This window comes from Dysosmobacter sp. Sow4_B12 (assembly GCF_052116665.1).
GTDB lineage: Bacteria > Bacillota > Clostridia > Oscillospirales > Oscillospiraceae > Oscillibacter.
In genome coordinates this window covers 26,795-52,417 of record NZ_JBQKKR010000015.1, presented here as the reverse complement: position 1 = coordinate 52,417, position 25,623 = coordinate 26,795, and the positions used below count along the sequence as shown (strand labels likewise).

25 protein-coding genes and 1 pseudogene are annotated in these 25,623 nt (G+C 64.2%); 16 read left to right on the top strand and 10 right to left on the bottom strand.

Features of this window, described 5'->3' with window-relative positions; translation table 11 throughout:
- Both prfB and ACTQ4R_RS11525 read left to right on the top strand, forming a co-directional pair.
- A pseudogene (gene prfB / locus ACTQ4R_RS11530) lies at positions 1-118 on the top strand (peptide chain release factor 2); the annotation flags it as partial.
- 78 nt (positions 119-196) lie between these two features.
- A complete protein-coding gene (locus ACTQ4R_RS11525; protein WP_441628821.1) occupies positions 197-1,591 on the top strand; it encodes an MATE family efflux transporter in 1,395 nt (464 codons plus the stop codon).
- Between the two features lie 52 nt (positions 1,592-1,643).
- On the opposite strand, the gene ACTQ4R_RS11520 is transcribed toward ACTQ4R_RS11525, so the two are convergent.
- From ACTQ4R_RS11520 to ACTQ4R_RS11500, 5 genes are all read right to left on the bottom strand, one after another.
- Entirely contained in the window at positions 1,644-2,360 is a 717-nt protein-coding gene (locus tag ACTQ4R_RS11520) for a peptidoglycan DD-metalloendopeptidase family protein (protein WP_441628819.1), read from the bottom strand.
- 304 nt (positions 2,361-2,664) lie between these two features.
- Positions 2,665-4,182, bottom strand: a complete 1,518-nt coding sequence (gpmI, locus tag ACTQ4R_RS11515; protein WP_441628817.1) for a 2,3-bisphosphoglycerate-independent phosphoglycerate mutase — start codon at positions 4,180-4,182, stop codon at positions 2,665-2,667.
- A gap of 147 nt (positions 4,183-4,329) precedes the next feature.
- Complete coding sequence (gene tpiA, locus ACTQ4R_RS11510) at positions 4,330-5,103, bottom strand: triose-phosphate isomerase (RefSeq protein WP_441628815.1); 774 nt, start codon at positions 5,101-5,103, stop codon at positions 4,330-4,332.
- Positions 5,104-5,305: 202 nt separating this feature from the next.
- Positions 5,306-6,574: a phosphoglycerate kinase gene (locus ACTQ4R_RS11505; RefSeq protein ID WP_441628813.1), complete on the bottom strand. Its 1,269-nt coding sequence runs from the start codon at positions 6,572-6,574 to the stop codon at positions 5,306-5,308.
- A gap of 79 nt (positions 6,575-6,653) precedes the next feature.
- The gene (locus ACTQ4R_RS11500; protein ID WP_441628811.1) at positions 6,654-7,145 is read right to left on the bottom strand and encodes a tRNA (cytidine(34)-2'-O)-methyltransferase; all 492 of its coding nucleotides are present in this window, start codon (positions 7,143-7,145) and stop codon (positions 6,654-6,656) included.
- Positions 7,146-7,170: 25 nt separating this feature from the next.
- On the opposite strand from ACTQ4R_RS11500, the gene ACTQ4R_RS11495 reads away from it, so the two are divergent.
- From ACTQ4R_RS11495 to ACTQ4R_RS11465, 7 genes are all read left to right on the top strand, one after another.
- Positions 7,171-7,386, top strand: a complete 216-nt coding sequence (locus ACTQ4R_RS11495) for a hypothetical protein (RefSeq protein WP_441628809.1) — start codon at positions 7,171-7,173, stop codon at positions 7,384-7,386.
- Positions 7,387-7,494: 108 nt separating this feature from the next.
- On the top strand, positions 7,495-8,619 hold the full coding sequence (locus ACTQ4R_RS11490) for a DapH/DapD/GlmU-related protein (RefSeq protein ID WP_441628807.1): 1,125 nt from the start codon (positions 7,495-7,497) through the stop codon (positions 8,617-8,619).
- A gap of 52 nt (positions 8,620-8,671) precedes the next feature.
- A complete protein-coding gene (locus ACTQ4R_RS11485; RefSeq protein ID WP_441628805.1) occupies positions 8,672-9,631 on the top strand; it encodes a ribose-phosphate pyrophosphokinase in 960 nt (319 codons plus the stop codon).
- A gap of 86 nt (positions 9,632-9,717) precedes the next feature.
- The gene (gene pth / locus ACTQ4R_RS11480; protein WP_441628803.1) at positions 9,718-10,308 is read left to right on the top strand and encodes an aminoacyl-tRNA hydrolase; all 591 of its coding nucleotides are present in this window, start codon (positions 9,718-9,720) and stop codon (positions 10,306-10,308) included.
- 149 nt (positions 10,309-10,457) lie between these two features.
- Positions 10,458-13,967, top strand: a complete 3,510-nt coding sequence (gene mfd, locus ACTQ4R_RS11475; RefSeq protein ID WP_441628801.1) for a transcription-repair coupling factor — start codon at positions 10,458-10,460, stop codon at positions 13,965-13,967.
- A 52-nt stretch (positions 13,968-14,019) separates the two neighbouring features.
- A complete protein-coding gene (locus ACTQ4R_RS11470) occupies positions 14,020-15,033 on the top strand; it encodes a peptidyl-prolyl cis-trans isomerase (RefSeq protein WP_441628799.1) in 1,014 nt (337 codons plus the stop codon).
- A gap of 292 nt (positions 15,034-15,325) precedes the next feature.
- Entirely contained in the window at positions 15,326-16,582 is a 1,257-nt protein-coding gene (locus ACTQ4R_RS11465) for an acetyl-CoA C-acetyltransferase (RefSeq protein WP_441628797.1), read from the top strand.
- 113 nt (positions 16,583-16,695) lie between these two features.
- On the opposite strand, the gene trxA is transcribed toward ACTQ4R_RS11465, so the two are convergent.
- The 3 genes from trxA to ACTQ4R_RS11450 are packed head-to-tail and all read right to left on the bottom strand — an operon-like array spanning position 16,696 to position 18,153.
- Complete coding sequence (gene trxA / locus ACTQ4R_RS11460; RefSeq protein WP_441628795.1) at positions 16,696-17,013, bottom strand: thioredoxin; 318 nt, start codon at positions 17,011-17,013, stop codon at positions 16,696-16,698.
- Between the two features lie 29 nt (positions 17,014-17,042).
- The gene (locus ACTQ4R_RS11455; protein ID WP_441628793.1) at positions 17,043-17,864 is read right to left on the bottom strand and encodes an NAD(P)/FAD-dependent oxidoreductase; all 822 of its coding nucleotides are present in this window, start codon (positions 17,862-17,864) and stop codon (positions 17,043-17,045) included.
- Positions 17,854-18,153 carry an ArsR/SmtB family transcription factor gene (locus ACTQ4R_RS11450; RefSeq protein WP_441628791.1) on the bottom strand — a complete coding sequence of 100 codons (300 nt, stop codon included), beginning with the start codon at positions 18,151-18,153 and terminating at the stop codon, positions 17,854-17,856. Before ACTQ4R_RS11450 ends, ACTQ4R_RS11455 begins: the two co-directional genes overlap by 11 nt.
- A gap of 354 nt (positions 18,154-18,507) precedes the next feature.
- On the opposite strand from ACTQ4R_RS11450, the gene rpe reads away from it, so the two are divergent.
- The 3 genes from rpe to recR all read left to right on the top strand — a co-directional run bounded on the left by rpe (position 18,508) and on the right by recR (position 20,795).
- Entirely contained in the window at positions 18,508-19,152 is a 645-nt protein-coding gene (gene rpe / locus ACTQ4R_RS11445; protein WP_441628789.1) for a ribulose-phosphate 3-epimerase, read from the top strand.
- A 6-nt stretch (positions 19,153-19,158) separates the two neighbouring features.
- Positions 19,159-20,118, top strand: a complete 960-nt coding sequence (locus ACTQ4R_RS11440) for a 1-aminocyclopropane-1-carboxylate deaminase/D-cysteine desulfhydrase (protein WP_441628787.1) — start codon at positions 19,159-19,161, stop codon at positions 20,116-20,118.
- A 77-nt stretch (positions 20,119-20,195) separates the two neighbouring features.
- A complete protein-coding gene (gene recR / locus ACTQ4R_RS11435) occupies positions 20,196-20,795 on the top strand; it encodes a recombination mediator RecR (protein WP_441628785.1) in 600 nt (199 codons plus the stop codon).
- 45 nt (positions 20,796-20,840) lie between these two features.
- Here the strand turns inward: recR and pdxR are convergent, their stop codons facing one another.
- Positions 20,841-22,229, bottom strand: a complete 1,389-nt coding sequence (pdxR, locus tag ACTQ4R_RS11430; RefSeq protein ID WP_441628783.1) for a MocR-like pyridoxine biosynthesis transcription factor PdxR — start codon at positions 22,227-22,229, stop codon at positions 20,841-20,843.
- Positions 22,230-22,340: 111 nt separating this feature from the next.
- Between pdxR and ACTQ4R_RS11425 the strand changes: the two genes are divergently transcribed.
- The 4 genes from ACTQ4R_RS11425 (at position 22,341) to ACTQ4R_RS11410 (ending at position 24,436) form a co-directional block, all read left to right on the top strand.
- Positions 22,341-22,886: an ECF transporter S component gene (locus tag ACTQ4R_RS11425; protein WP_441628781.1), complete on the top strand. Its 546-nt coding sequence runs from the start codon at positions 22,341-22,343 to the stop codon at positions 22,884-22,886.
- Positions 22,887-23,185: 299 nt separating this feature from the next.
- Positions 23,186-23,365: a hypothetical protein gene (locus tag ACTQ4R_RS11420; protein ID WP_441628779.1), complete on the top strand. Its 180-nt coding sequence runs from the start codon at positions 23,186-23,188 to the stop codon at positions 23,363-23,365.
- 171 nt (positions 23,366-23,536) lie between these two features.
- The gene (locus ACTQ4R_RS11415) at positions 23,537-23,863 is read left to right on the top strand and encodes an HNH endonuclease (protein WP_441628777.1); all 327 of its coding nucleotides are present in this window, start codon (positions 23,537-23,539) and stop codon (positions 23,861-23,863) included.
- Positions 23,864-24,211: 348 nt separating this feature from the next.
- On the top strand, positions 24,212-24,436 hold the full coding sequence (locus ACTQ4R_RS11410) for a hypothetical protein (RefSeq protein ID WP_441628775.1): 225 nt from the start codon (positions 24,212-24,214) through the stop codon (positions 24,434-24,436).
- 181 nt (positions 24,437-24,617) lie between these two features.
- Here the strand turns inward: ACTQ4R_RS11410 and ACTQ4R_RS11405 are convergent, their stop codons facing one another.
- A complete protein-coding gene (locus tag ACTQ4R_RS11405) occupies positions 24,618-25,466 on the bottom strand; it encodes a DUF975 family protein (protein WP_441628773.1) in 849 nt (282 codons plus the stop codon).
- Between the last annotated feature and the right edge of the window lie 157 nt (positions 25,467-25,623).

Here is a 25,623-nt window from a genome sequence, read left to right as displayed (position 1 = left end):
CGCACGCCGCAGGCGTGTGGGGTGCGCCAGCAACATCGACGGTGTCATGGACGGCGACCTGGACGGATTCTTAAACGCCTACCTAACGCAGCTGGCCACCGGCGAGCTGAAGAAGTAAAAGCACCTGCAAAAAGGCGCGGCTGCAAGAGCCGCGTCCTTTTTCTGCCGATCTATAATAGAGAAAGGAACTGTAAAGATGAACGATCAGACCTCCGCCGCAGGCGCGGCACCCCGGGAAAACAAGATGGGCGTTCTGCCCGTGGGCCGGCTGCTGGCCAGCATGGCTATTCCCATGATGATCTCCATGCTGGTCCAGGCCATGTACAATGTGGTGGACAGCGTGTTTGTCTCCCGCATCAGCGAAAATGCCCTCAACGCTGTGAGCCTGGCGTTTCCCCTTCAAAACCTGATGATCGCCGTGGGCGCCGGCACCGCCGTGGGCATCAACGCCCTGCTGTCCCGCTCCCTGGGCGAAAAGCGCCAGGACATGGCCGACCGGGCCGCCGGCACCGGCATCTTTTTGTCGCTGTGCAACGCCGTGGTATTCGCCTGCATCGGCATTTTCCTCTCTCGGGCGTTCTTCATGGCCCAGGCCAAAAGCGTGCCGGAGATCGTGGAGATGGGCACCGCCTATACCCGCATCTGCCTGGGACTGTCCGTGGGCCTGTTCAGCCAGTTCTGCTTTGAACGGCTGCTCCAGTCCACCGGGCGGACCGTTCTGGCCATGACCACCCAGCTGGTGGGCGCCGTTATCAACATCGTGCTGGACCCCGTTTTCATCTTCGGCCTGTGCGGCATGCCCCGGCTGGGGGTGACCGGCGCGGCGGTGGCCACGGTGCTGGGCCAGATGGTAGCGGCGGTGCTGGCCATCGTGATGAATCTGAAGAAAAATCCCGACATCCATATCCGCCCCCGGCTCATCCGTTGGGACAAGACGGTGGCCCGGGAGATCTACCGGGTGGGTGTTCCCTCTATCGTCATGCAGTCCATTGGCTCCGTCATGACCTTCGGCATGAACAAGATCCTCTTTGTGTTCACGCCCACCGCCACGGCGGTGTTCGGCGCCTACTTCAAGATCCAGAGCTTCATTTTCATGCCGGTGTTCGGCCTCAACAACGGCATGGTGCCCATCATTTCCTATAACTACGGCGCCGCCCGGCCGGACCGGGTGTGGAAGACCGTGCGGCTGACGATTTTCACCGCCGTGGGTATCATGTGCCTGGGCTTTCTGGCCTTCCAGACCATTCCGGATGTGCTGCTGTCCCTGTTTGACGCCTCCGCCGAGATGACGGCCATCGGCGTACCCGCCCTGCGGACCATCAGCATCTCCTTCCTGCTGGCGGGTTTCTGCATCATCGCCGGCTCCGTGTGTCAGGCCATCGGAAATCCCCTGTACAGCATGGTGGTGTCCGTGTGCCGCCAGCTGGTGGTGCTGCTGCCCGCGGCGTGGCTCCTGTCCCGGACGGGGCGGCTGGAGCTGGTGTGGTGGTCCTTCCCCATCGCGGAGATCGCCTCCGTCACCCTCAGCACCATTTTCCTGCGGCGCACCGTCCGCAGCGCCAACGCCCGGATGAAGGGACTGAAGAACTGAACATGGGAAAAACCGGGCGCCCCGAAGCGAAAGCTCCGGGGCGCCTTTGCGCTCACTTGTTCAGATACACCTCCGGGTCCACCGCGTCACCGTCCTTGGTGACAGAGAAGTGCAGGTGGGGGCCCTGGGCGCTTTCCGCCGCGGCGGTGGTGCCCACGGCGCCGATGACCTGCCCGGCGGTGACGGTATCACCCTGCTCCACGGCGGGGGTGGCCTGGAGGCAGGCGTAGGTGGTCTGGTAGCCGCCGCTGTGGCCCAGGGTCACCGTGGTGCCCATGAGGGCGTCGTTCTCCACCGCCAGGACCGTGCCAGCGCTGGCGGCCAGGACCCTGGTGCCCGCCTGGGCGGAGATGTCGATGCCGTCATGGGTCCGCCAGTCCCCCATGGTCTCGCTGTACACCAGGTGGTCCACGGAAAAGGCGGTGACCACCTTGCCGCTGAGGGGCGACACCACCAACTGGGGCGCTTCCGCCACCACCGGCACGTCGGGCTCCGTGATGACCGCTTCCGGCATGACGGCGGCGGGTATCTCGGCCTCCGGCTCAGACGGCGGCTCCGGCTCCGCTTCTGGCTCCGGCGGCGCCTCCGGGGCCTCCGCCGGGACCTCCGCAGGCGCCGCGGCCTCCACCGGCGGCGCCTGCGGCTCCTGGCTGCCGTCGTCATCGTCCAGCAGCAAATACCATCCGCACACCGCCGCTGTCACCAGGCAGACGCCCAGGGTGACGTAAAAGCCGGCGCCGGACAGGCTGTCCTTGAATTTATTTGCCATGATCTTCCCTCCCTAGAATATGAAGTCTGAGGGAAGTATGGACAAATTTTCCGGATTTCATACAAGAAAAAAGCGGCGCCCGCCGGGCGCCGCTTTCAGACTGTCAATAAACAAAAAACTTTGTGCGACGGGAAGGAAGATAGTTACGAAAGAAACCCAGGAGGGGTGTCTTTCGTTTTAAATCATAAGTTTTTTTGAACTTTTTAAAGTTCAAAAAACTTGCTTTCAGCTTGTCGAAAAGACTTTTTCGACAAGCTGAAAGCGGCGCCCGCCGGGCGCCGCTTTTCACGATTGGAAAGAAGCGTTATTTCACAATGAGGGTCTTGCCGTCCATCTCGGCGGGGCAGGCCAGGCCCATCACATCCAGAATGGTGGGGGCGATGTCCGCCAGGCGGCCGTCCTTGCGCAGCTCCGTGCCGGCGCCGCAGAGGATGAAGGGCACGGGATTGGTGGTGTGGGCGGTCATGGGGGAGCCATCGGCCTCCTCCATCTGCTCGGCGTTGCCGTGGTCGGCGGTGATCATGGCGATGCCGCCCATTTTCAGCGTGGCGTCCACCACGCGGCCCACGCAGGTGTCCACGGTCTCCACGGCCCGCACGGCGGCGTCGAACACGCCGGTGTGGCCCACCATGTCGCAGTTGGCGTAGTTGAGGATGATGACGTCGTAGGCACCGGACTCGATGCGCTCCACGCACTTGTCGCACACCTCATAGGCGCTCATCTCCGGCTGGAGGTCATAGGTGGCCACCTTGGGAGAGGCCACCAGCACCCGGTCCTCGCCGGGGAACACGGTTTCGCTGCCGCCGTTGAAGAAGAAGGTCACGTGGGCGTACTTCTCCGTTTCGGCGATGCGCAGCTGGGTCATGCCCATCTGGCTGAGGTACTCGCCCAGGCCGTTGCGGACGGTGTTCCGGGGGAAAGCTACCTCCACGTTGGGCATGGTGGCGTCGTACTCCGTGTTGCACACGAAGGTGACGGGGAAGTACTGGCGGGTGAAGCCGTCAAAAGTGGGGTCCACCAGGGTCCGGGTGATCTCCCGGGCCCGGTCGGGGCGGAAGTTGAAGAAAATGACGCTGTCGTTGTCGGAGATGGTGCCCTCCGGGTCGCACACCACAGGCTCCACGAACTCGTCGGTGATGCCGGCGGCGTAGGAGTCCTTCACGGCGGCCACGGGCACGGGGTTGAAGTGGGCGCTCTCGCCGTAGACCATGGCGTCATAGGCCTGCTCCACCCGGTCCCAGCGCTTGTCGCGGTCCATGGCGTAGTACCGGCCCATGACGGTGGCGATCTTGCCCACGCCGGCGGAGCGGCAGGCCTCCACGGTCCGGGCCACAAAGTCGGCGCCGGAGGTGGGGGACACGTCCCGCCCGTCCAGGAAGGCGTGGATATAGACCTTTTCCAAGCCCCGTTCCTTGGCCATCTTCAAAAGAGCGAACAGGTGGTCCAGGTGGGAGTGGACGCCGCCGTCGGACAAAAGACCCATCAAATGCAGGGCCGTGTCCTTGGCCTTGCAGGCGTCCATGGCGTGGATATAGGCGGGATTCCGGAAGAAATCACCGTCGGCGATGGACTTGGTGATGCGGGGCAGGTCCTGGAACACCACCCGGCCCGCGCCGATGTTGGTGTGGCCCACCTCGCTGTTGCCCATCTGCCCGTCGGGCAGGCCCACGTCCAGGCCGGAGGCCTTCAGCGTGGTGTTGGCGAATTCCTCGAAAAACTGGTCCAGACGGGGTGTCCGGGCGGCGCGGACCGCGTTGCCGGTGACGCCGCCGGTGAGGCCGAAGCCGTCCATGATGATAAGGGTAGTCGGTGTTTTGTTCATAAAAACCTCGTTTCGCGCAAGCCCTCCCTCTCCGCGGGAAGCCGGTGAAATCATTTTCGGCAGGACGCGCGCCTGCCGAAAATGTATGGACCGGGCCGTCCCGGTCAGCGGGGGAGGCCGGGAGGGAGCAAACTCCCTCCCACAGAATTATTCCTGATTCGCGGCGTTGATGATGTCCACGAACTGCTCGGGCTTCAGAGCGGCACCGCCGATGAGGCCGCCGTCGATGTCGGGCTGGGCCAGCAGCTCGGCGGCGTTCTTGGGATTCATGGAGCCGCCGTACTGGATGGTGACGGCGCGGGCCACGCGGGCGCCGTACAGGGCGCGGATGGTGGCGCGGATGTTGGAGCAGACCTCGCCGGCCTGCTCGGCGGTGGCGGTCTTGCCGGTGCCGATGGCCCAGATGGGCTCGTAGGCGATGATGCAGCGGCGCAGCTTGTCGGCGGGCACGCCGTACAGGGCGCTCTTCACCTGCAGGGCGATCCACTCGTTGGTGACGCCGGTCTCACGCTGCTCCAGGCTCTCGCCCACGCAGATGATGGGGTTCATGCCGGCGTTCAGAACGGCGTGGACCTTCTTGTTGACGGTGGCGTCGGTCTCGCAGAAGTACTGGCGGCGCTCGCTGTGGCCAACGATGACGTACTTCACGCCCAGGTCCTTCAGCATGTCGGCGGACACCTCGCCGGTGTAGGCGCCCTTCTCCTCAAAGTAGACGTTCTCGGCGCCCACGGAGATGCGCAGGTCCTTGAAGGCCTTGGCGGCGGTCTGGATATTGCAGGCGGGGACGCAGATCAGCGTCTCGCACCACTTGGCGCGGGGCATGATCTTCTTGATGTCCTCAGCGAATTTCTTGGTCTCGGTGGCGGTCATGTTCATCTTCCAGTTGCCGGCGATGACAGTCTTGCGATATCTGCGATTCATGTCTTTTGTCTCCTTTATGTCTGTATCGGTATGGTCGAACAGCGTGGATATTTTTTGTTCAGAGGGGCGCGGCGGGAGAAAATTGCCCTCATCCGGCCCCCTGTGATGCGCAAACTACTATTTTATACAAAAAACCGGAACATTTGTCAACCCTTTCAAGGGAGGAGAGAAAAATTTTCCTGTTTTTCCGGCGCGGGGCCCTTTAGGCGTCCAGCAGGCAGGCTACACCAGGGAGCTCCTTGCCCTCCAGGAATTCCAGGGAGGCGCCGCCGCCGGTGGAGATGTGGGTCATCTTGTCGGCATAGCCCAGCTGCTCCACAGCCGCCGCGCTGTCGCCGCCGCCGATGATGGTGATGGCGCTGGTGCGGCTGAGAGCCTCGGCCACGGCCTCGGTGCCCTTGGCGAAGGCGGGGAACTCGAACACGCCCATGGGGCCGTTCCAGATGACGGTGCCGGCGTCGGCCACGGCGTCACAGTACAGCTTCACGGTCTCGGGACCAATGTCCAGACCCTCCCAGCCATCGGGGATCTCACCGGCCTTGACCACCTGGCTGTTGGCGTCGGGAGCAAAGGCATCGGCGCAGACGGTGTCCACCGGCAGCAGCAGCTTCACGCCCTTGGCCTTGGCCTTTTCAATCATGTCCTTGGAATAGTCCATCCAGTCGGCCTCCAGCAGGCTGTTGCCCACCTTGCCGCCCATGGCGGCGGAGAAGGTGTAGGCCATGCCGCCGCCGATGATGATGGTGTCGGCGATCTCCAGGAGGTTGTTGATGACGCCAATCTTGGAGGACACCTTGCTGCCGCCCAGGATGGCCACCAGGGGCCGTTTGGGATTGGCGATGGCGCCGCCCAGAAACTCCAGCTCCTTCTGAATGAGGAAGCCCGACACGGCGGGCAGATAGGCGGCCACGCCGGCGGTGGAGGCGTGGGCCCGGTGCACGGCGCCGAAGGCGTCGGACACATACAGGTCCGCCATGGAGGCCAGAGCCTTTGCCAGCTCGGGATCGTTCTTGGTCTCGCCCTTTTCAAAACGGGTGTTCTCCAGCAGCAGGATCTGACCGGGCTGCAGGGCGGCGGCCTTGGCCTTCGCGTCCTCGCCCACCACGTCGTGGGCAAAGATCACGTCCTGGCCCAGCAGCTCGCTGAGGCGCTGGGCCACGGGAGCCAGGCTCAGCTTCTTCAGGGATTTCTTCCAATCCTCTTTCTTGATGGAATCCGCGTCCTTGCCCTTTTCCACCTGCTTTTTCACATAGGACTCAAAGGTGGCCACAGGCTTGCCCAGGTGGGAGCAGGCGATGACGGCGGCGCCGTTTTCCAGCAGGTAGCGGATGGTGGGCAGGGCCGCCACGATGCGCTTGTCGCTGGTGATGGCGCCGGTCTCCTTGTCCTGGGGCACGTTGAAGTCGCAGCGCAGCAGGACCTTCTTGCCGGCCACGTCCACGTCCCGGACGGTTTTTTTGTTGTAGTTCATGGGAAATTACCTCCGTCGGTTATTTCAAGTATTCGGCGGGATACGCCGTGGATTTGCGGTTGATGCGAATAGTATGCCCTCAGATCTCCGCCATCTCTCCCGTGTCCTGCAGACCGGGGAAGCCGGTCTGGCGCAGGGCCTCGTAGACACAGACGGCCACGGTGTTGCTGAGGTTGAGGCTGCGGGCCTCCGACACCATGGGCAGGCGGATGCAGCGGTCCCGGAACCGCTCCCGGAACGCCAGGGGCAGCCCCGCAGTCTCCTTGCCGAAAAACAGCCAGCTGTCAGCGGTGAACCGGGCCTGCTCGTAGGAGCGGGGCGCCTTGGTGGTGGTGAGCCAGGCGTTTTGGGCGGCCTCGGGGCGGCGGCGGAACAGGTCCTCCAGATTTTCGTAGTCAAAGACCTCCACCAGGTGCCAGTAATCCAGGCCGGCCCGCTTCACCGCCCGGTCCGAAATGTCGAAGCCCAGGGGGCGGACCAGGTGCAGGCGGCTGCCGGTGGCCGCGCAGGTTCGGGCGATATTGCCGCAATTTTGCGGGATTTCCGGCTCTACCAATACAATATTAAGCATAAATTCGGTGAAATCGCCCCTTTCCATGCAAGCGAACATCATTGTAATCCTTTGCGTGAACAAATTCAACTATAATGTGAAAAAAATTCCGGATTTTCAGAAAAAACCACGACAAATTCGAGAGAAATTCTGCAAAACGACGAAAAAACAGGAAAATAAACGCGAAAAAAGAGAGGAACCGTTGCCTGTTACAAAAAAACGGCAAAATCCCGGAGAGATTTCGGAGAAATTTCTTGAATAAATTCGCCGGAAACACTGGATTTCCCACAAAAGTTTGATATAATAGACCCGCGAAAGCGAATGATTGACCGCTTTGGGTCTGATTTTTTGTGAGAGGGAGGAGATTTCCATGGTTCGCCCCCAGAGTGCAGTTTTCTTTTTTGAAGAGGACTCCTCCGTCCCGGAGCACTCCAAGCCGCTGATGCTGGAAGCCGTTTTGTTCTGCCCGATCCTGCAATGGATGAGTGAGAAGTTGCTGGCCGATGGCGTGCAGCGGTTTTTTGTCGTCTGCGGCCCCCGCTTCGCGGAGGAGGCCCGGGCCTGTTTCCCGGCGGACGCGGATGTGACCGTGTCCGAGCAGCAAAGCGACCTCATGAAATTTTTGAACAGCCCGGACCCGGTGCTGGTGCTGCCCCGGGCGGCCCTGCCTGTGGAGGAGGCCGGCGCGGGCTTTGTCTATGCCGCTCCCGGCTATGAGCTCCAGGAGGCCTGGAAAACCAAAATGACCAACGCCGTCACCGCCGCGGAGCTGGTCCCCGGCTGGCTGCCCGTCTACGGACCGGACACCATCGCCGAGCTGGAGGGGCTGCTGCGCGGGCGCATCGTGCAGGCCCATATCCGCGGCGGCGTCCGCGTGCTGGACCCCGCCGCCGTCTATATCGACCCCCGGGTGACCATCGGCGCGGGCACCGTGCTGCTGCCGGGCACCATCCTCCAGGGCCCGTGCCGCATCGGCAGCCGCTGCCAGATCGGCCCCAACGCTCTGGTGAACAGCTGCACCGTGGGCGATGACGTGACCATCAATGCCTCCCAGGTCAACGAGAGCACCCTGGGCGACGGCTGCGACGTGGGCCCTTACGCCCACATCCGGCCCAACTGTACCGTGGGCGCCAGGTGCCACGTGGGCGCGTTTGTCCAGCTGAAAAACTGTGTGCTGGGCGAGGGCACCAAGATGAGCCACTTGACCTACGTGGGCGACGCCGACGTGGGCAGCGGCGTCAACTTCGGCTGCGGCACCGTCACCTCTAATTACGACGGCTTCAAAAAGCACCGCTGCACCATCGGAGACAACGCCTTTATCGGCTGCAACACCAACCTGGTGTCGCCGGTGACCGTGGGCGAGGGCGCCTATATCGCCGCGGGAGCCACCATCACCCGGGACGTTCCCCCGGACGCTCTGGCCGTGGCCCGCGCCCGGCAGGAGAACAAAGAGAACTGGGCTGCCCGCCGCCGGCGGATGCATGGAAAAGCGTAATAAAAAATTGAAATAAACAAAAAATTCAAGATAGAGAAAGAGGGCGTTGAACATGATTTCTCATGGTAAGGATATCAAGGTATTTTCCGGTAACGCGAACCCCAAGCTGGCGGAGGAGATCTGCAAGCTCATGGGCACCAAGCTGGGCGAATCCGAGGTGGGCACCTTCTCCGACGGCGAGATCTTCGTCTCCCTGTACGAGACCGTCCGCGGCAGCGACGTGTTCGTGGTCCAGTCCACCTGCACCCCCGTCAACAACAACCTGATGGAGCTGCTCATTATGATCGACGCGCTGAAGCGTGCCTCCGCCGGCCGCATCACCGCCGTCATCCCCTACTTCGGCTATGCCCGCCAGGACCGCAAAGCCAAGGCCCGGGACCCCATCACCGCCAAGCTGGTGGCCAACATGATCGTGGCCGCCGGCGCCGACCGGGTGCTGACCATGGACCTGCACGCCGCCCAGATCCAGGGCTTCTTCGACATTCCCGTGGACAATCTGGCCGGCAACCCCATTTTTGTGGACTACTACGCCAAGAAGTTCGGCGCCGACTGCGAGAACATGGTGGTGGTCTCTCCCGACGTGGGCTCCGTGGCCCGTGCCCGCGCCTTTGCCCAGAAGCTCCACATGAACCTGGCCATTGTGGATAAGCGCCGCCAGAAGGCCAACCAGTGCGAGGTCATGAACGTCATCGGCGACGTGGAGGGCAAGGACTGCATCCTGTTCGACGACCTGGTGGATACCGCCGGCTCCCTGTGCAACGCCGCCCAGGCCATCATGGAAGTGGGCCATGCCAAGAGCGTCCACGCCTGCGCCTCCCACGGCGTGCTGTCCGGTCCCGCCATCGACCGGCTGAACAACAGCGCCATTGTGGAGCTGGCCCTGCTGGACACCATCCCCGCCATCGATCCCGCCAAGAGCGACAAGATCAAGTACCTGCCCGTGGCGCCCATGTTCGCCGAGGCCATTGAGCGCATCTACCAGGAGGTCTCTATCTCCAAGCTGTTCCGCTGAGCCGGAAAACCGATACTGAATGTTGACGCGCAAGGCGGGGAAGGTCACTTCCCCGCCCTTGCGGCGTTATCCGGAAGGAGAACCACATGCTGTTTGGAAATAAATCCGCCGCCGTGGACTGGCTGGTGGTGGGCCTGGGAAACCCCGGCCAGAAATACGCCAACACCCGCCACAACATGGGCTTTCTCACCGTGGACCTGCTGGCGGAAAAGGCCGGCGTGAAGCTGAACAAGGTGAAGTTCAAGTCCGCCTATAACATTTTGAATTTTGCCGGCTGCAAGTGCCTGGTCATGAAGCCCCAGACCTATATGAACCTCTCCGGCGAGGCGGTCCGGGAGGCCGTGCAGTTCTACAAGGTCCCCGCCGACCATGTGCTGGTGATCTACGATGACGTGTCCCTGCCCGTGGGCAAGCTGCGGGTGCGGCCCACCGGCTCCGCCGGCGGCCACAACGGCATCAAAAATATCATCGCCCACCTGGGCACCCAGGACTTCCCCCGGGTGAAGATCGGCACCGGCGCCCCCGCCGGCGGCGGTGCGGACATGATCGACTGGGTCATCGGCGAGCCCTCCAAGGCGGAGAAAAAGGTGCTGCTGGAGAGCTTTGAAAGGGCCATCGACGCGGCGGCGTGCATCATTGAGAACGGCTGCCAGAAAGCCATGAACGACTTCAACTGAGGGCCGCGGCGGAAAAGCGCGGGCGCGGGAGACGCAAATTTGCCGCGCTCCCCGCATAGAGATAGAACGGCACATCCCCCTCCCTTGGCGGCGGGATGCGCTTTCTCCTGCCTATAATTTCCAAATTTTAACAGAGGTTATCATTGCCTATGGAACAGTTACTGCAAAAACTGAATACCATCCCGGAGGTGGCGGAGCTTATCCGCCGGGTGGAGGAGGGCGGCTGCCCGGCGGCGGTGAACGGCCTGCAGCCGGTACAGCGGGCCTGCGTGGGCGCTGCCGTGGCCCGGGCACTGGACCGGCCGGCGGTGTTCGTGTGCGGCGATGAGCGGGAGGCCCAGGTGCTCTCCGGGGACCTTCGGACGCTGCTGGGCGGGGAGCCGGTGACGCTGCTGGGCCGGGAGTGGCAGCTGCTGCCCGGCGCCGTCAGCTCCCGGGCCTGGGAGCAAAACCGCCTGGCGGCCCTGTACGCCATGGCCCGGGGACAGGCCCGGGTCATCGTGGCCACCGCCGACGCCCTCTGCGCCCGGACCCTGCCGCCGGAGCGGCTGGTGTCCCTGTCCCGGACGCTGGAGGTGGGGCAGCGGGCGGAGCTGCAGGACCTGGCGGAGCAGCTGGTCTGCGCCGGCTACACCCGCTGCCAGCAGGTGGAGGGCGTGGGCCAGTTCGCCCTGCGGGGCGGCATCCTGGACGTGTTCTCCCCCCTCATGGAGCAGCCGGTGCGGTGCGAGTTTTTCGACGATGAGATCGACTCCATGGGCACGTTCGACCCCGGCACCCAGCGGCGGGTGAAAAATGTGAAGTCCGCCCTGGTGCTGCCGGCGGCGGAAGTGCTGCCCCACACCGCCCGGGGGGGCTTGACCGGCCTGGCGGACACTCTGGCCGCCCAGGCGGAGAAGCTTGCGAAAAAGCAGAAAACGGAGCGGACGGTCCAGACCCTGCGGGAGGACGCGGAGCGTCTGCGCAGCGGCGCCGCCGTGGGCGGCGCGGACCGCTACCTGGCGGCCATTTACCCGGAGGTGACGGCAGGCGTCCACTATCTGCCGCGGGAGAGCGTGGTGTTTTTGTGCGAGAGCGGCCGGGTGGAGGACCGGGTGAAGGCCACCCTTCTTCAGCAGAAGCAGGACACGGAGGCACTGCTGGAGGCCGGAGCGCTGACGGGAGAGTGGGCGAAGCTGACCCTCTCCGCCGAGGAGCTGTACGCCGCTCTGGAGGAATTCCCCGTCATCATGGAAAACGCCCTGCCCACCTCCCGGTATCCCCTGCGGCCCCGGGGGCTTTTGTCCGTGAACGCCAAGCAGCTCTCCTCCTACGGCGGCAGCCTGGAGACCGCCGTGGGGGACATGGCCCACTACCGCGCCAGCGGCAGCGCCGTGCTGGTGCTGTGCGGCAGCGAGACCCGGGCCCGGAACCTCCAGCGGCTGCTGGAGGAGCGGGACATCCCCGCGGCGCTGGACCTTTCCAACACCGCCATGCCCGCTCCCGGCGAGGTGCGGGTGGCCTTGGGTGCCCTGTCCGCCGGCAGCGAATGGCCCCAGCTGAAGCTGGCCGTGCTGACGGAGGGGCAGCTGACCGCCGCGCCCCACAGGCGGCAGAAACTGAAAAACAGCTCCAACCGCCAGAAGCTCCAGTCCTACACGGACCTGTCTCCCGGCGACCTGGTGGTCCACGTTCACCACGGCGTGGGCCGGTTTGCGGGCATCCAGAAAATGCCGGTGGACGGCGTGGAAAAGGACTATATCAAAATCGACTACGCCGGCGGCGACTGCCTGTATGTCCCCGTCACCCAGCTGGACCAGGTGTCCAAGTACATCGGCGGCGGAGAGGACCAGGAGCGCACAAAGCTCAACAAGCTGGGAGGCACCGAGTGGGCCAAGCAGAAGACCAAGGCGAAAAAAGCCGCCAAGGACCTGGCCAAGGGGCTCATCGCCCTGTACGCCCAGCGGCAGCGGCAGCCGGGCTTCGCCTTCTCCCCGGATTCCACCTGGCAGCGGGAGTTCGAGGAGGCCTTTGACTACGAGGAGACCGAAGACCAGCTGCGCTGCATCGCGGAGATCAAGGCCGACATGGAAAAGCCCCGGCCCATGGACCGGCTGCTGTGCGGCGACGTGGGCTACGGCAAGACGGAGGTGGCCCTGCGGGCCGTCATGAAGTGCATCCTGGACGGGAAGCAGGCCGCCATCCTGGTGCCCACCACCGTCCTGGCCCAGCAGCATTACGCCACCGCCGTGGGCCGGTTCCGGAATTTCCCCGTCCGCATCGAGGTGCTCTCCCGCTTCACCCCCGCCAAGGAGCAAAAGCGCATCCTGGACGCCGCCAAGCGGGGGGCCGTGGACCTGCTCATCGGCACCCACAAGCTGCTGCAAAAAAGCATGGAGTTCCACGACCTGGGCCTGCTCATCATCGACGAGGAGCAGCGCTTCGGCGTCACCCACAAGGAGCGGCTCAAGGAGATGAGCCGCCAGGTGGACGTGCTGACCCTGTCCGCCACCCCCATTCCCCGGACGCTGAACATGGCCCTCTCGGGCCTGCGGGACATGTCCACCCTGGAGGAGCCGCCCCAGGACCGCCAGCCGGTGCAGACCTACGTGCTGGAGCACGACTGGGCCGTCATCGAGGACGCCATGCGCAGGGAGATCGGCCGGGGGGGACAGGTGTACTACCTCCACAACCGGGTGGAGAGCATCGACCTCACCGCCTCCCGCATCCAGAAACTGCTGGGGCCGGAGGCGCGCATCGTCACCGGACACGGCAAGATGAGCGAGCAGGAGCTGTCCCGGGCCATGCAGGCCATGGTGGACGGGGAGGCGGATGTGTTCGTGTGCACCACCATCATTGAGACCGGCATCGACATCCCCAACGTGAACACCCTCATCATCGAGGACGCGGACAAGATGGGCCTGGCTCAGCTCCACCAGATCCGGGGCCGCATCGGCCGCAGCGCCCGCCGGGCCTACGCCTACCTTACCTACCGGCGGGGCAAGGTGCTCCAGGAGACCGCCGCCAAGCGCCTGGCGGCCATCCGGGAGTATGTGGAGTTCGGCTCCGGCTTCAAGATCGCCATGCGGGACCTGGAGATCCGGGGCGCCGGCAACCTGCTGGGGCCGGAGCAGTCCGGCTACCTCATGAGCGTGGGCTACGACCTCTATTTGAAGCTGCTGGAGGAGGCGGTCCTGGAGGAGAAGGGCGAGGAGAAGAAGATCGAGACGGAGTGCTCCGCCGATCTGACGGTGAATGCCAACATCCCCGACCGCTATGTTCCCTCGGCGGAGCAGCGGATGGACCTGTACCGCCGCATCGCCGCCATCCGCACGGACGACGACGCCTCGGACCTGCTGGACGAGATGCTGGACCGCTACGGAGAGGCGCCCAAGAGCGTGCTGGCCCTGCTGGACGTGGCGCTGCTGCGCTCCGCCGCCGCCAAGGCCGGCGTCAGCGACATCTCCCAGAAGGGCAGCCTTTTGAAGCTGCAGCTGGCCGTGTTCCGGCCGGAGGCGCTGGTGGCGGTGTGCGGCCTGCCCAAGTACCGCCAGCGGCTGACCCTGGCCGCCGGGGACACGCCGGCCATCACGCTGAAGCTCAAGCCCGGCGCCGACGTGCTGGCGTCCGCCACGGAGCTGGTGGAGGACTTGAAGCTGGCGTCGGAGGAGCGGGCATAAACCAAAGCCGCGCCGCATAGGATGGGACATCCCGTGAAGGAGTCTGAGTGCCATGAGACGAACCATCCTGCCCCTGCTGCTCATCATCTGCCTGCTGCCGGCCGGCTGTGAAAAAGCGCGGACCGCCCCGGAGGCGGAGACCGGCCTTTCCGGCACCGCCGGCCTGGCGGCGGACACCGTGGTGGCCGCGGTGGATGGCCGGGAGGTCACCGCCGGGCAGTACCTGTACTGGCTGGCGGCCGTCTGCGGCGATATCCGGGACTATTACAGGTCCGCCGGCGGCGAACCGGATTGGTCGGCGCCGCTGGAGGACGGCACCCTGGGCGGCTACGCCAAGGACCAGGCCCTTCGCAGCGCCGCCCTGTATGCCACCGTGGAAGGTTGGGCGGAGAAGTACGGCTGCGCCCTGACGGCGGAGGACCGTGCCGCCATGGACGCCGAGTGGGCGGAAAAAACCGCGGCCGCCGGCGGGGAGGAGACGTACCTCGCCCGGCAGGGGCTGGACCGCTCCGCCGCCGAAACGCTGTCGGAGGACCATTACTTATACCTCCGCCTGTGCGCCCTGGCGGAGGAGCCGAACAGTCCCCTGTGGGCCGGGGAGGAAGAGCTGGCGGAATTTTTCCGCCAGCAGGGGTATGTCACGGTGGATATGGTGACCTTTTCCGGCGAGGACGGGGAAAACCGGGCGGCGGAGGCCTTCGCCGGCCTCAACGCAAGCCGGAGCCCGGAGGCGGATCTCGCCGCCCTGCGCACCGCCGCCGGCGGCGAGGACGGCTATCCCAGGACCCTGCTGCCAACGGACGGTACGCTGCCGGAGAGCCTTTCCGCCTCCGCCGCCGCCCTGGCGGAGGGGCAGCTCAGCGGCATCGTGGAGACGGAAGATGGGTGGGCCATCCTGCTGCGGCTCCGCGACGACACGGAGGCGGTGCGGCAGGACCTGCTGGACCACCGGCTGCAGGCGGCGGCGGACGGGGCCGAGGTCCGGACCACGGAAGCGTACCGGAACTTGGACACAGCGGCCTTCTGCGCCGCCCTGGACCGCTCCCGGGAGGCACTGGAGAAATGAAAACGTCCGTTTTCGTCAACTTGACGAAAACGGACGTTGTTTTGTCAAAGATTTAACAAAAATTCAAAAATGCCATAGGTTTCCATTGACGGAGGAAGAGAAACCCACTATAATCAAACTTGCGGGTGGTGAGGTATCCACTGATTTGTCAAAAATTTAGCAATCCTGTTTAAAGTTTGACAAACCAAAAACGCACCGCCCGGTCCCATTGGTTAGCATTTGCGGCAGCGGCCACCGGCTGGTGCCCGTACCGCTTCCAAACAAAAAATTTTTATAAAAACGGAGGACTATCATGAAAGAGCTCTATGTCGTGAATTGCTGCAGAACCGCAATTGGTTCCTTTGGCGGCGCTCTGAAGAACACCCCCGCCGCCGACCTGGGCGCCATCGTCGTCAAGGAGGCTCTGAACCGCGCCGGCGTGAAGCCCGAGCAGGTGGACGAGCTGATGTTCGGCTGCATCCTGACCGCTGGCCTGGGCCAGAACGTTGCCCGCCAGGTCTCCATCAAGGCCGGCATCCCCTATTCCGTGCCCGCCTACACCGTCGGCATGGTCTGCGGCTCCGGCATGAAGTCCGTCATCGAGGGTGCCCGTTCCATCCTGGCCGGCGACGCTGACGTGGTCGTCTGCGGCGGCACCGAGAACATGAGCGCCGCTCCCTTTGCCGCTCCCGACGCCCGCTGGGGCGCCCGCATGGGTGACAAGAAGCTGGTGGACACCATGATCAAGGACGGCCTGTGGGACGCCTATAACAACTATCACATGGGCACCACCGCCGAGAACATCAACGACATCTGGGGCATCACCCGCAAGGAGCAGGACGAGTTCGCCGCCGCCTCCCAGCAGAAGACCGAGGCCGCCCAGGCCGCCGGCAAGTTCGACGATGAGATCGTCCCCGTGCCCGTGAAGGTCAAGAAGGAGATCGTGGAGTTCAAGAAGGACGAGTTCCCCAAGGCCGGCGTCACCGCCGAGGGCATTGCCAAGCTGCGCGGCGCCTTCCCTGTGGGCCCCGAGTCCCCCAATCCCCAGGTCGTCCACACCTTCGAGGTCACCGGCGCCCAGGATGCCGACGACAAGGGCACCCAGCGCGTCACCGCCGCCAACGCCTCCGGCATCAATGACGGCGCCGCCGCCATCGTGCTGGCCTCCGGCGAGGCTGTGGAGAAGTACGGCCTCAAGCCCATGGCCAAGCTGATCGGCTGGGGCCAGGGCGGCGTCGATCCCAAGATCATGGGTGTCGGCCCCGTGCCCGCTTCCCGTCAGGCCATGGAGAAGGCCGGCGTCACCATCGAGGACATCGACCTGGTGGAAGCCAACGAGGCCTTCGCTGCCCAGTCCATCGCTGTGGCCCGTGAGCTGCACTTCGATATGAGCAAGGTCAACGTCAACGGCGGCGCCATCTCCCTGGGCCACCCCGTCGGCGCTTCCGGCGCCCGTATCATCGTCACGCTGCTGCACGAGATGCAGAAGCGTCCCGAGGCCAAGAAGGGCCTGGCCACGCTGTGCATCGGCGGCGGCATGGGCGTTGCCACCATCTTCGAGAAGTGCTGATACGCGGAGCAAGCCTATAAACGAACATAAAAGCACGGGGCGCCGAAAGGCGCCCCGTGCTTTCCGTGTAAAGGAAAACCGCCTGTCCCACCGGGACAGGCGGTTTTTGCCGCTTACAGGTTCTTCTCCAGAACGGAGGTGAAGGCGTCGGGGGGCATCACGCCCACCTTGCGGTCGAACTCCCGGCCGTTTTTCAAGAACACCACCGTGGGGATGCTCATGACGCCGAACTGGGCGGCCAGGGCCGGCTCCTCGTCCACGTTGACCTTGCCCACCAGCACCTTGCCGTCATACTGCTCTGCGATGGCCTCAATGACCGGGGAGAGCATTTTGCAGGGGCCGCACCAGGAGGCCCAGAAATCCACCATTGCCAGGGGAGCCGCGTCCACGGCGGCGACAAATTCTTCCGTTTTCAGATGCTTGACTGCCATAATTGGAATCTCCTTTACATGTTTTTACATCATGGTTTATTTCGCTCCGCTGCCGCCACAAAGGCAGCGGCGCTTTGGCCGGCGATGAGGCCCTCGCCCACCGCCTTGGCCACCTGCAGGGGTCCGCCGGTACAGTCTCCGGCGGCGAAGAGGCCGGAGAGGTTGGTGGTCATGCGGCGGTCCACCGTCACATACCCGTTCTCTGTTTCCAGGCCCTGGAACAGGTCCGCCGGGGCCACGGTGGGCCGCAGCAGGAACACCGCGTCCACGGCGGCGGTCTTTCCGTCGCAGGTGACGGACTCCACCGCTTCGCCGCCCTGGATGACGCAGCTTTTCGGCCGGTCAAAGTAGGTGACGGCGCAGCCGATGCTCCGCAGGAAATCCGCCTCCTTCCGGGCGGAATCGGAAAAGCCCAGCACCGCCACCGGCCTGTTCCGATACAGCATGCCGTCACAGGTGGCGCAGTAGCTGACGCCCCGGCCCAAAAACTCCGCCTCGCCGGGGAACTTTTTGCCCCGGGCCACGCCGGCGGCCAGCACCACGGCTTTGGCGCTGTACATGTCCGGACCCACGCTGATGAACCAGCTGCCCATCATGAAAAGGGCGCTGAGCGCCCGTCCGGCGAGAAATTCCGCCCCGGCCTCCTCCGCCTGGCGGCGCATGGCAAGGAGCATCTCCTGCCCGGAGACGCCGGGGAGACCCGGATAGTTGTCCACCTGTCCCGCCCGCCACAGGGGATTTTCCTCCGGCGGGTTGGATACCACCAGCACGCTGCGGCCCCGTGCCCGGGCGTTCAGCGCGGCGGAGAGGCCCGCGGGGCCGCCGCCGATCACCAAAATGTCACAGGACATAGCTGTCCGCCTCCTCTCCGAACAAAGCGGCGATCAGCCGGGCCACCTCCGGGGAGGCGGCGGAGTAATAGACCTCGTTTCCGCTGCGTCGGGCGGTCACCACACCGGCGGAACGGAGCTTTTGCAGGTGCTGGGAGATGCAGGACTGCGACATGCCGCTGTTTTTCTCCATACAGGAGACATTGTGACAGCCGCTGCGCAGCAGGTTGTGGACGATCTGCAGCCGGATGGGATTGGACAGGGCCTTCAGCAATGCCGCCTGCGCTGTATAGTCTATCCGGTTTTCCATGGTTCCACCGTCCTTCATTTGTTTTGCAATATTAGAATATCATAATGTTTTAATGATAAAAGTGATATATGCAACAAAATAAAAAATATTTCGGGCGGGGCGGCGGGTTGCTTTTGGGGCGGGAGTTTGATACACTAATGGCAATCAAACGGGAGCCGGCGGACGGACCCACCGGCTCCCTATTTTAAAAGCGGCGGCGCCCCGGCTCGGGGGGCGGATGCTGCGGGGAACAAAGACCGAGGAGATGCCGGGCCGCTTGCGCCATCCTATGCGCCGGCAGCCTCCGCCGCCACGGGGACCTGTCCTCCAAATGTATCCAAATGCCGCCGGACTGACAGAAAAGAGGGACTTTTTATGGTCAAAATCGCACCGTCTATTCTCTCCGCTGATTTTGCGAATCTGGAGCGGGACATCCACCGCATCGCTGACGCCGACTACGTCCATGTGGACGTGATGGACGGCGTGTTCGTACCCAACATCTCCATTGGCATTCCTGTGGTGGAGTCCATCCGCAAGGTGACGGACATGTTCCTGGACGTGCACTTGATGATCGTGGAGCCGGTGCGGTACGTGGAGCGGTTCTGCGACGCCGGTGCCGACCTGGTGACGGTGCACCTGGAGTCCGACACGGCGGAAAATATCCACGCCGCCATCGACAAGATCCACGCCAAGGGCAAAAAGGCCGGCGTGGTCTTGAAGCCCGGCACCCCCGCTGAAGCGGTGCTGCCCTATGTGGAGAAGGTGGAGCTCATCCTGGTCATGACCGTGGAGCCCGGCTTCGGCGGCCAGAAGTTCATGGCGGACATGATGCCCAAGGTGACGGCCATCCGGGGGTACATCGACGAGAAGAACCCCGCCTGCGAGCTGGAGGTGGACGGCGGCGTGGCCCCGGACACCTGCCGCACCTGCATCGACGCCGGCGCCAACGTGTTGGTGGCGGGCAGCGCCGTGTACAAGGCGGCGGACATTCCCGCCCGCATCGCGGAGCTGAGGGGGTAACGGAAAATGAAGCTGGAAAAGCTGAGCCTGGGCGTGTACCCCACGCCCCTTTACAAGCTGGAAAATATCAGCGCCAAATACGGCCGCGGCATCTGGGTGAAGCGGGACGACCTGTGCGGCGTGGCCCTGGGCGGCAACAAGGTCCGCAAGCTGGAATACCTGCTGGCCCAGGCCCGGGCACAGGGGTACGACACGGTGTTCACCACCGGCGGCGCCCAGTCCAACCACGCCATGCTCACCGCCGCCTGCGCGGCACGGCTGGGTATGGACTGCGTGCTGCTGCTGAAGAAGCGGGGCGTCACGGAGCGCCGGGGCAATCTGGTGCTGGACGACATCTACGGCGCCCAGGTGCGCTTTGTGGACACCGACAGCTATGACGACATTTACGCCGAGATGGACCGCCTGGGCGCGGAGCTGGAAAAGGCGGGCCATAAGGCCTTCCACATCCCCGTGGGCGGCTCCACGCCTTTGGGCGCTCTGGGCTACGCGGACTGTGTTCGGGAGATGGCGGAGCAGCTGCCGGACCATGGCGCCCAGGTGGGCCACATCGTCTCCGCCACCGGCTCCGGTGGCACCACCGCCGGACTGCTGCTGGGCGCCAGATGGTATCTGCCCCATGCCCAGGTCACCGGCATGGGCGTGGATGACGACCCCTTTGAGGACATCGTGCCCGTTCTGGCCGATGGCGCGGCGGAACTGCTGGGGGTCTCCGCCGACCGGGCGCCCGGTGACTTCCGCATGGTGTACAACGTGGGCGCGGGCTATGCCGTTCCCAACCCGGAGGACACCCCGTACATCCGGGAGCTGGCCCGGATGGAGGGCATTTTGCTGGACCCTGTCTACACCGGCAAGGCCTGGAGCGGCATGCTGAAGCTGCTGAAAGAAGGCGGCTTCGCCGGCCGGGGCGACATCGTGTTCGTCCACACCGGCGGCGCGGCGGCACTGTTCGCCATGGACCTTGCGTGACCGCTCAAGGCGGCTGGGTCAAAAATCATTGAAATCCATTGCCTGCCGGCGGCGGGCAATGAAAGGAGCAACGAAGCATGGAGTACTTTCCCGCGCCGCTGGAAAAGCTGGTGGAGCAGTTCGCCCGGCTGCCGGGCATCGGCGGCAAGTCCGCCCAGCGCCTGGCCTTTTACGTGCTGGGCCTTCCCGAGGAGGAGGCCCGGGAGTTTGCCGACGCCATCCTGGACGCCAAGCACAGCGTCACCTGCTGCCCGGTGTGCCAGAACTTCACCGCCGGCGGCCTGTGCCCCATCTGCGCCTCTCCCAAGCGGGACGGCTCCACCATCTGCGTGGTGGCGGACCCCCGGGACGTGGCGGCTATTGAGCGCAGCCGGGAGTACAACGGCCACTACCACGTGCTCCACGGCGTCATCTCTCCCATGAACCACGTGGGCCCCGACGACCTGGCCATCAAGTCCCTGGTGGAGCGGGTGGCCAAGGGAGACGTGCAGGAGGTCATCATGGCCACCAACCCGGACACGGAGGGAGAGGCCACCGCCATGTACATCGCCCGGCTGCTGAAGCCCTTTGACGTGCGGGTGACCCGCCTGGCCTACGGCATCCCCGTGGGGGGACACCTGGAGTTCGCCGACGACGCCACCCTTATGCGGGCTCTGGAGGGCCGCCGGGATATTTGAAACGGTCAAAAAACGAGGCGTAGCCAAAAGGCTATGCCTCGTTTTTTATGCAAAGACCTTTGCCAGCAGGTCTATGGCCTCCGGCAGCTTTTCCGCGTCCAATCCGGCGTAGTTCACCACCAGGGTGTGGGCGTGGGCCGGGTCCGGCACGGCGGCGTACTCCGACAAAAAGCCCAGGCGGACGCCCGCCTCCTCCGCCCGCAGCTTCAGGGCCTCGTCGGACAGGGACGTTTTCAGCCGCAGCAGGAAGTGGAGGCCGGCGTCCTGTTCGGAGATGGTGACGCGCTTGGCGAAGGGACTGGCCCGGAAGGCCTCCAGCACCCGGTCCCGGCGGAGGCGGTATTCCTTCCGCATCCGGGACAGGTGCTGCTCGTAATACCCCTGCTCCAGAAACCGGGCCAGCACGTGCTGCTCCAGGGCGGGAACGGTGCAGGCGTAAAAATCCAGCTCCCGGCGGTAGCGCTCCAGCAGCCGGGGCGGCAGCACCATGAAGCCCACCCGCATGGAGGGGGAGATGGTCTGGGAGAAGGTGTTCATGTAGATGACCCGTCCCTCCCGGTCAATGCTCTGCAGGGTGGGGATGGGGCGGCCGGAGAAGCGGAATTCGCTGTCATAGTCGTCCTCGATGATGAAGCCGTCCCGCTGCCGGGCCCAGCGCAGCAGCTCCTGCCGCCGGCCGATGGGAGTCACCAGGCCGGTGGGGTAGTGGTGGGAGGGGGAGATGTGGACCACACTGGCGTCGGAGGCGGTGAGGGCGGCGATGTCCATGCCCCGCCGGTCCAGGGACACGGGTCGGCACGCGGCGCCGCACTTTCCGTACACCTGGCGGATCTTGGGGTAGCCCGGGTCCTCCACGGCGAACACCGCCTCCGGCCCCAACAGCTGGGCCAGCAGCAGATACAGGTACTCGGCGCCGGCGCCCACCACGATCTGCTCCGGGGAAACGGTCATGCCCTTGTAGTCCCGCAGGTCGTCGGCAATGGCCTGCCGCAGGGCCTCCAGCCCCTGGTGGGGCACCGGCCGCAGCAGGGCCTCGCCGCCCTCACTGAGGACCTGGCGGGTGAGCCGGGCCCAGGTGGAGACCGGGAAGCATGTCACGTCCACCTGATTGCTCTTCAGATCCAGGCACCAGGGGCGTTTGACCGCCGGAGCGGGCAGCGGCACCGGCGCCGGCGGCGCGGCCGCCAGCCGCTCCACCGGGGCGACGAAAAAGCCCCGCTTGGGCAGGGTGTACACGTAGCCCTCCGCCTCCAGCTGCTGGTAGGCCCCCTCCACGGTGATGACGGACAGCCGCAGGTGCTCCGCCAGCTGCCGCTTGGAGGGCAGCCGCTCCCCGGCGGCCAGGGTGCCGTCCAGAATATCGCTCCGGATGCAGCGGTACAGGTATTCGTACAGGGGCAGGGTCCCCCGCTCCTCCATGGAATAGGTCAGCATATGCCGCCTCCTATCTGACCTTATAAAAAAGTCATGTTTTGGATATTTCAATCATATCACATAAGGCATATGATGGCAACATCGAAAAACACCCGAAAGGAGAACAAACACATGGAAAAGACAATGGAAAACAACACCGCCGCCTCTCACGAGCGGACGAAGCTGCTGGTGATGACGGCGCTGTTCGCGGCGCTGAGCTATGTGGCCACCAGGGTGCTGATGGTCCCCTCCCCCACCGGCGGCTATATGAACCTGGGCGACGCGGTGGTGCTGCTGGGCGCCTACCTGCTGGGCCCCGTTTACGGTGCCGTCGCCGGAGGCATCGGCCCCGCCCTGGCGGACCTGCTGTCCGGCTACGCCGTCTATGTTCCCGGCACCCTTGTCATCAAAGCCCTCATGGCTTTGACGGCGGCGCTTTTGTACCGGGCTCTGGGCAAAAAGAACTGGGCCATGGTGGTGTGCGGCGCGGCGGCGGAGGCCATCATGGTGGTGGGCTACTGCCTGTATGACGGCGTCCTCTCCGGCAGCCTGGCCGCCGGTGCCGCCGGTATTCCCAGCAACCTAACCCAGGCGGCCTTCGGCCTGGTGGTGTCCACCCTGCTGGCCATGGCGCTGAAGAAGAACGGCTATGTGCGCAGCCAGTTCCCCCAGCTGTGAAGAGACACGAGAAGAAACACGAAAAGCCCCCGGCGGGTTCTAAAACCCGCCGGGGGCTTGTATGCTGCCGATAAATCCGGAAACCTTTTGTGACGGGAAGGAAGATAGTTACGAAAGAAACCCAGGAGGGGTGCTAAAGCCGGGGTGCGCATCCGCGCAGAGTTGCGGGAACTGGTCGCAGACGTGGAAAACCTGGTGGAAAACTGCGAGGAAATGGCAGGAAACTTGATAGAACACTTGTTCCATCACAAGTTTCTTGTTAAAATGGCAGGGTCAACAGTACATGAGGGGGTGAGTGCGTGGAACGGGACAGGCAGGCGAAGTGGGACGGTGAGAACATGGCCACCGTCAGCACGAAGATGCGGCGGCGGGAGTACCTTCAGCTGAAGGCCATGTGCGTTGCCAGGGGGACGACGCCATATGCGCTGCTGCAAAGCATGATACGCTCCTGGATGGTCGCAGACGATGGCAAGGACTGACCGCGCTTGAGCGCGGCTCCTACCGGAACGGGTGTCGCCCTCCTTTCCATTATCGGTGCATGATACCATGGCCCTCAAGGACTGCGCCTGCGGCTTGCCGACTGCGGTCGGCGCTTCGCGTCCTTGACCGCCATAGTGCGCAGGCGGTATCTTTGAAAGGAGGGCGACACGATGATAAGCGCCAACGTCAGAAGCAAAATAAGACACGATGTATACCGGAGAGACCATTTCAGATGCGCACTATGTGACAGTAACCAAGGCCTCCAAATTCACCACGTAGTCAGCAGGGGGCAGGGGGGAACGAACTTCCCGCAAAACCTAATAACCCTCTGCTGGCGGTGCCATGCAGTAGCGCACGGGACCAGGCTCCCGGAATACGACATGATGCAGCCAGCGGAGATTTGCCAGGCATGCGTGGAATACGTCGCGGACCTGTACACGGACCTGGGCTTCGTCTGGAATCCGTGGGAAGAAAACATGCAACGGTGGGGGCCTTGATGGCCCTCGCTTTTCTTTTGGCAGCACGGTGCTTGACGATACGGGGGCGGCGGCCATTGGGGCACTCCTCGCGGGGGATCGTCGGCCCCGCTTGCCGCCGCTTCGCCCCTGCGCCGCTACGCTTGCTCGGGGCTTCGTCGGTGTGCGGCCGGTCGTGGCCTTGAGGCCCCGCCCCTTGTTCGCAAATCGCCCCGGCTAGTATGCGCCGGGGCGGTTTGCTGGCCGCCCGCGCCGCCCTGGTCGCGGTCGCGCGCGTGGTTGTCGTGGCGCTGGCGTGGGTCCCCCCGGCGGCGGGCCGGGTCCCTGCCCTGGCCCTGGCCTCCCCCCCTCGGTGGGGCGCGCTCTGCGGTGCTTGTCGTGGCGCTGGCGGGCGGCGCTCCGCCGGGGCGGGGGGGTCTTACTTGCCCCCCTCCGCCCCTGGGCTGGCGCAACTCCTTCGCCATGGCGCTTGCGGCGGCGGGGGTGCTATATGTGGTGCTGGCGCTGCTCCTGGGCACAAGATGTTGCGGCAGGTTCGCCCCCTGCCCCCTGTCCCCCTCCCCCCTCCGGGGGGCGGGGGAAAGCGTGGGATAACGGGAAGGAAGATAGTTACGAAAGAAACCCAGGAGGGGTGTCTTTCGTTTTTGATCATAAGTTTTTCTGAACTTTTTAAGTGCAGAAAAACTTGCTTCCGTTTGGCAAAAAGACTTTTTTGCCAAACGGAAGCCCCCGGCGGGTTCTAAAACCCGCCGGGGGCTTGTACGTTGATAGGGGCTTACCAGCCGCCCAGGTCGTCGGGGTGGATGCGGCCGTTCCAGCCGTCCTGCCGGGGCGGCTCCGCGCCGAAGCCCACACCGGAGGTGGACTTGGCGGTTTCGAAGTACCCCAGCTCCGTGCACTGGTAGACCGGCAGGTAGAACAGGGACACCACCAGGCTCCACAGGTCGATGATGAGGATCCACGAAAAATCCGACAATGCCAGCAGGGAGGTGATAAGAGCGGGAGTGCCGGCCAGGCCCACGATCGCGGAGAGCTCCTGGTAGGACACGCACCATTCCAGCACGGCGGAGGGGAGGGCGGCCAGGAACGCCCAGCCGTAATAGCTCAAATCCAGCAGGAACAGCTGCGCCTTGTAGCCGACGGTCTGGCGCTTGCTCATGTCCAGAGCCTCCATGATGCCGATGCCGGGGTTTTCGTAGAGGTTGTACAGGGCGAAGCGGTAGCGGTAGGCGGCCACGATGCCGGGGATGACGAACAGCATGGACCACAGGGCGATAAACACCGTGATGACGATGTTCAAGCCGATGACCTTGCCCACGAAGGCGAAGCCGTCGAACAGGGTCAGAAATTCCGCCCGCTCACCCCGGCGGATGGCCATGCAGTACAGGACGAAGCCGGCGGAGAGCACCATGCCCACCAGCCAGGTCAGAACGGAGACAAAGGTGCTCAAAAGGCTCCCGATCCCCAGGGCCGCGCTGCCGCCGGACAACACGTCCGCCGCGTCCAGCACCAGGACGAGTCCCAGGTACAGGGCGGTCATGGCCATGGGGGAGACCTGGGCCGTGCGCAGCAGGGCCTTGGAGTCCCGCTTGAGTTGCTTGCGGTCAATTTGCTGTACCATCATGGTAAATGCCTCCGGAATGAGATTTTGATTGGACATTATAGCATGGTTTTCCGCCGCTGACAAGGGAAGCGCCCGGCGGGGAGGGAGGGGACACCGAAAAAGATGTAAAAAATCACAAATTCCGCCGCAAAAAAACGGCTTATTTCCGCAAAAACTG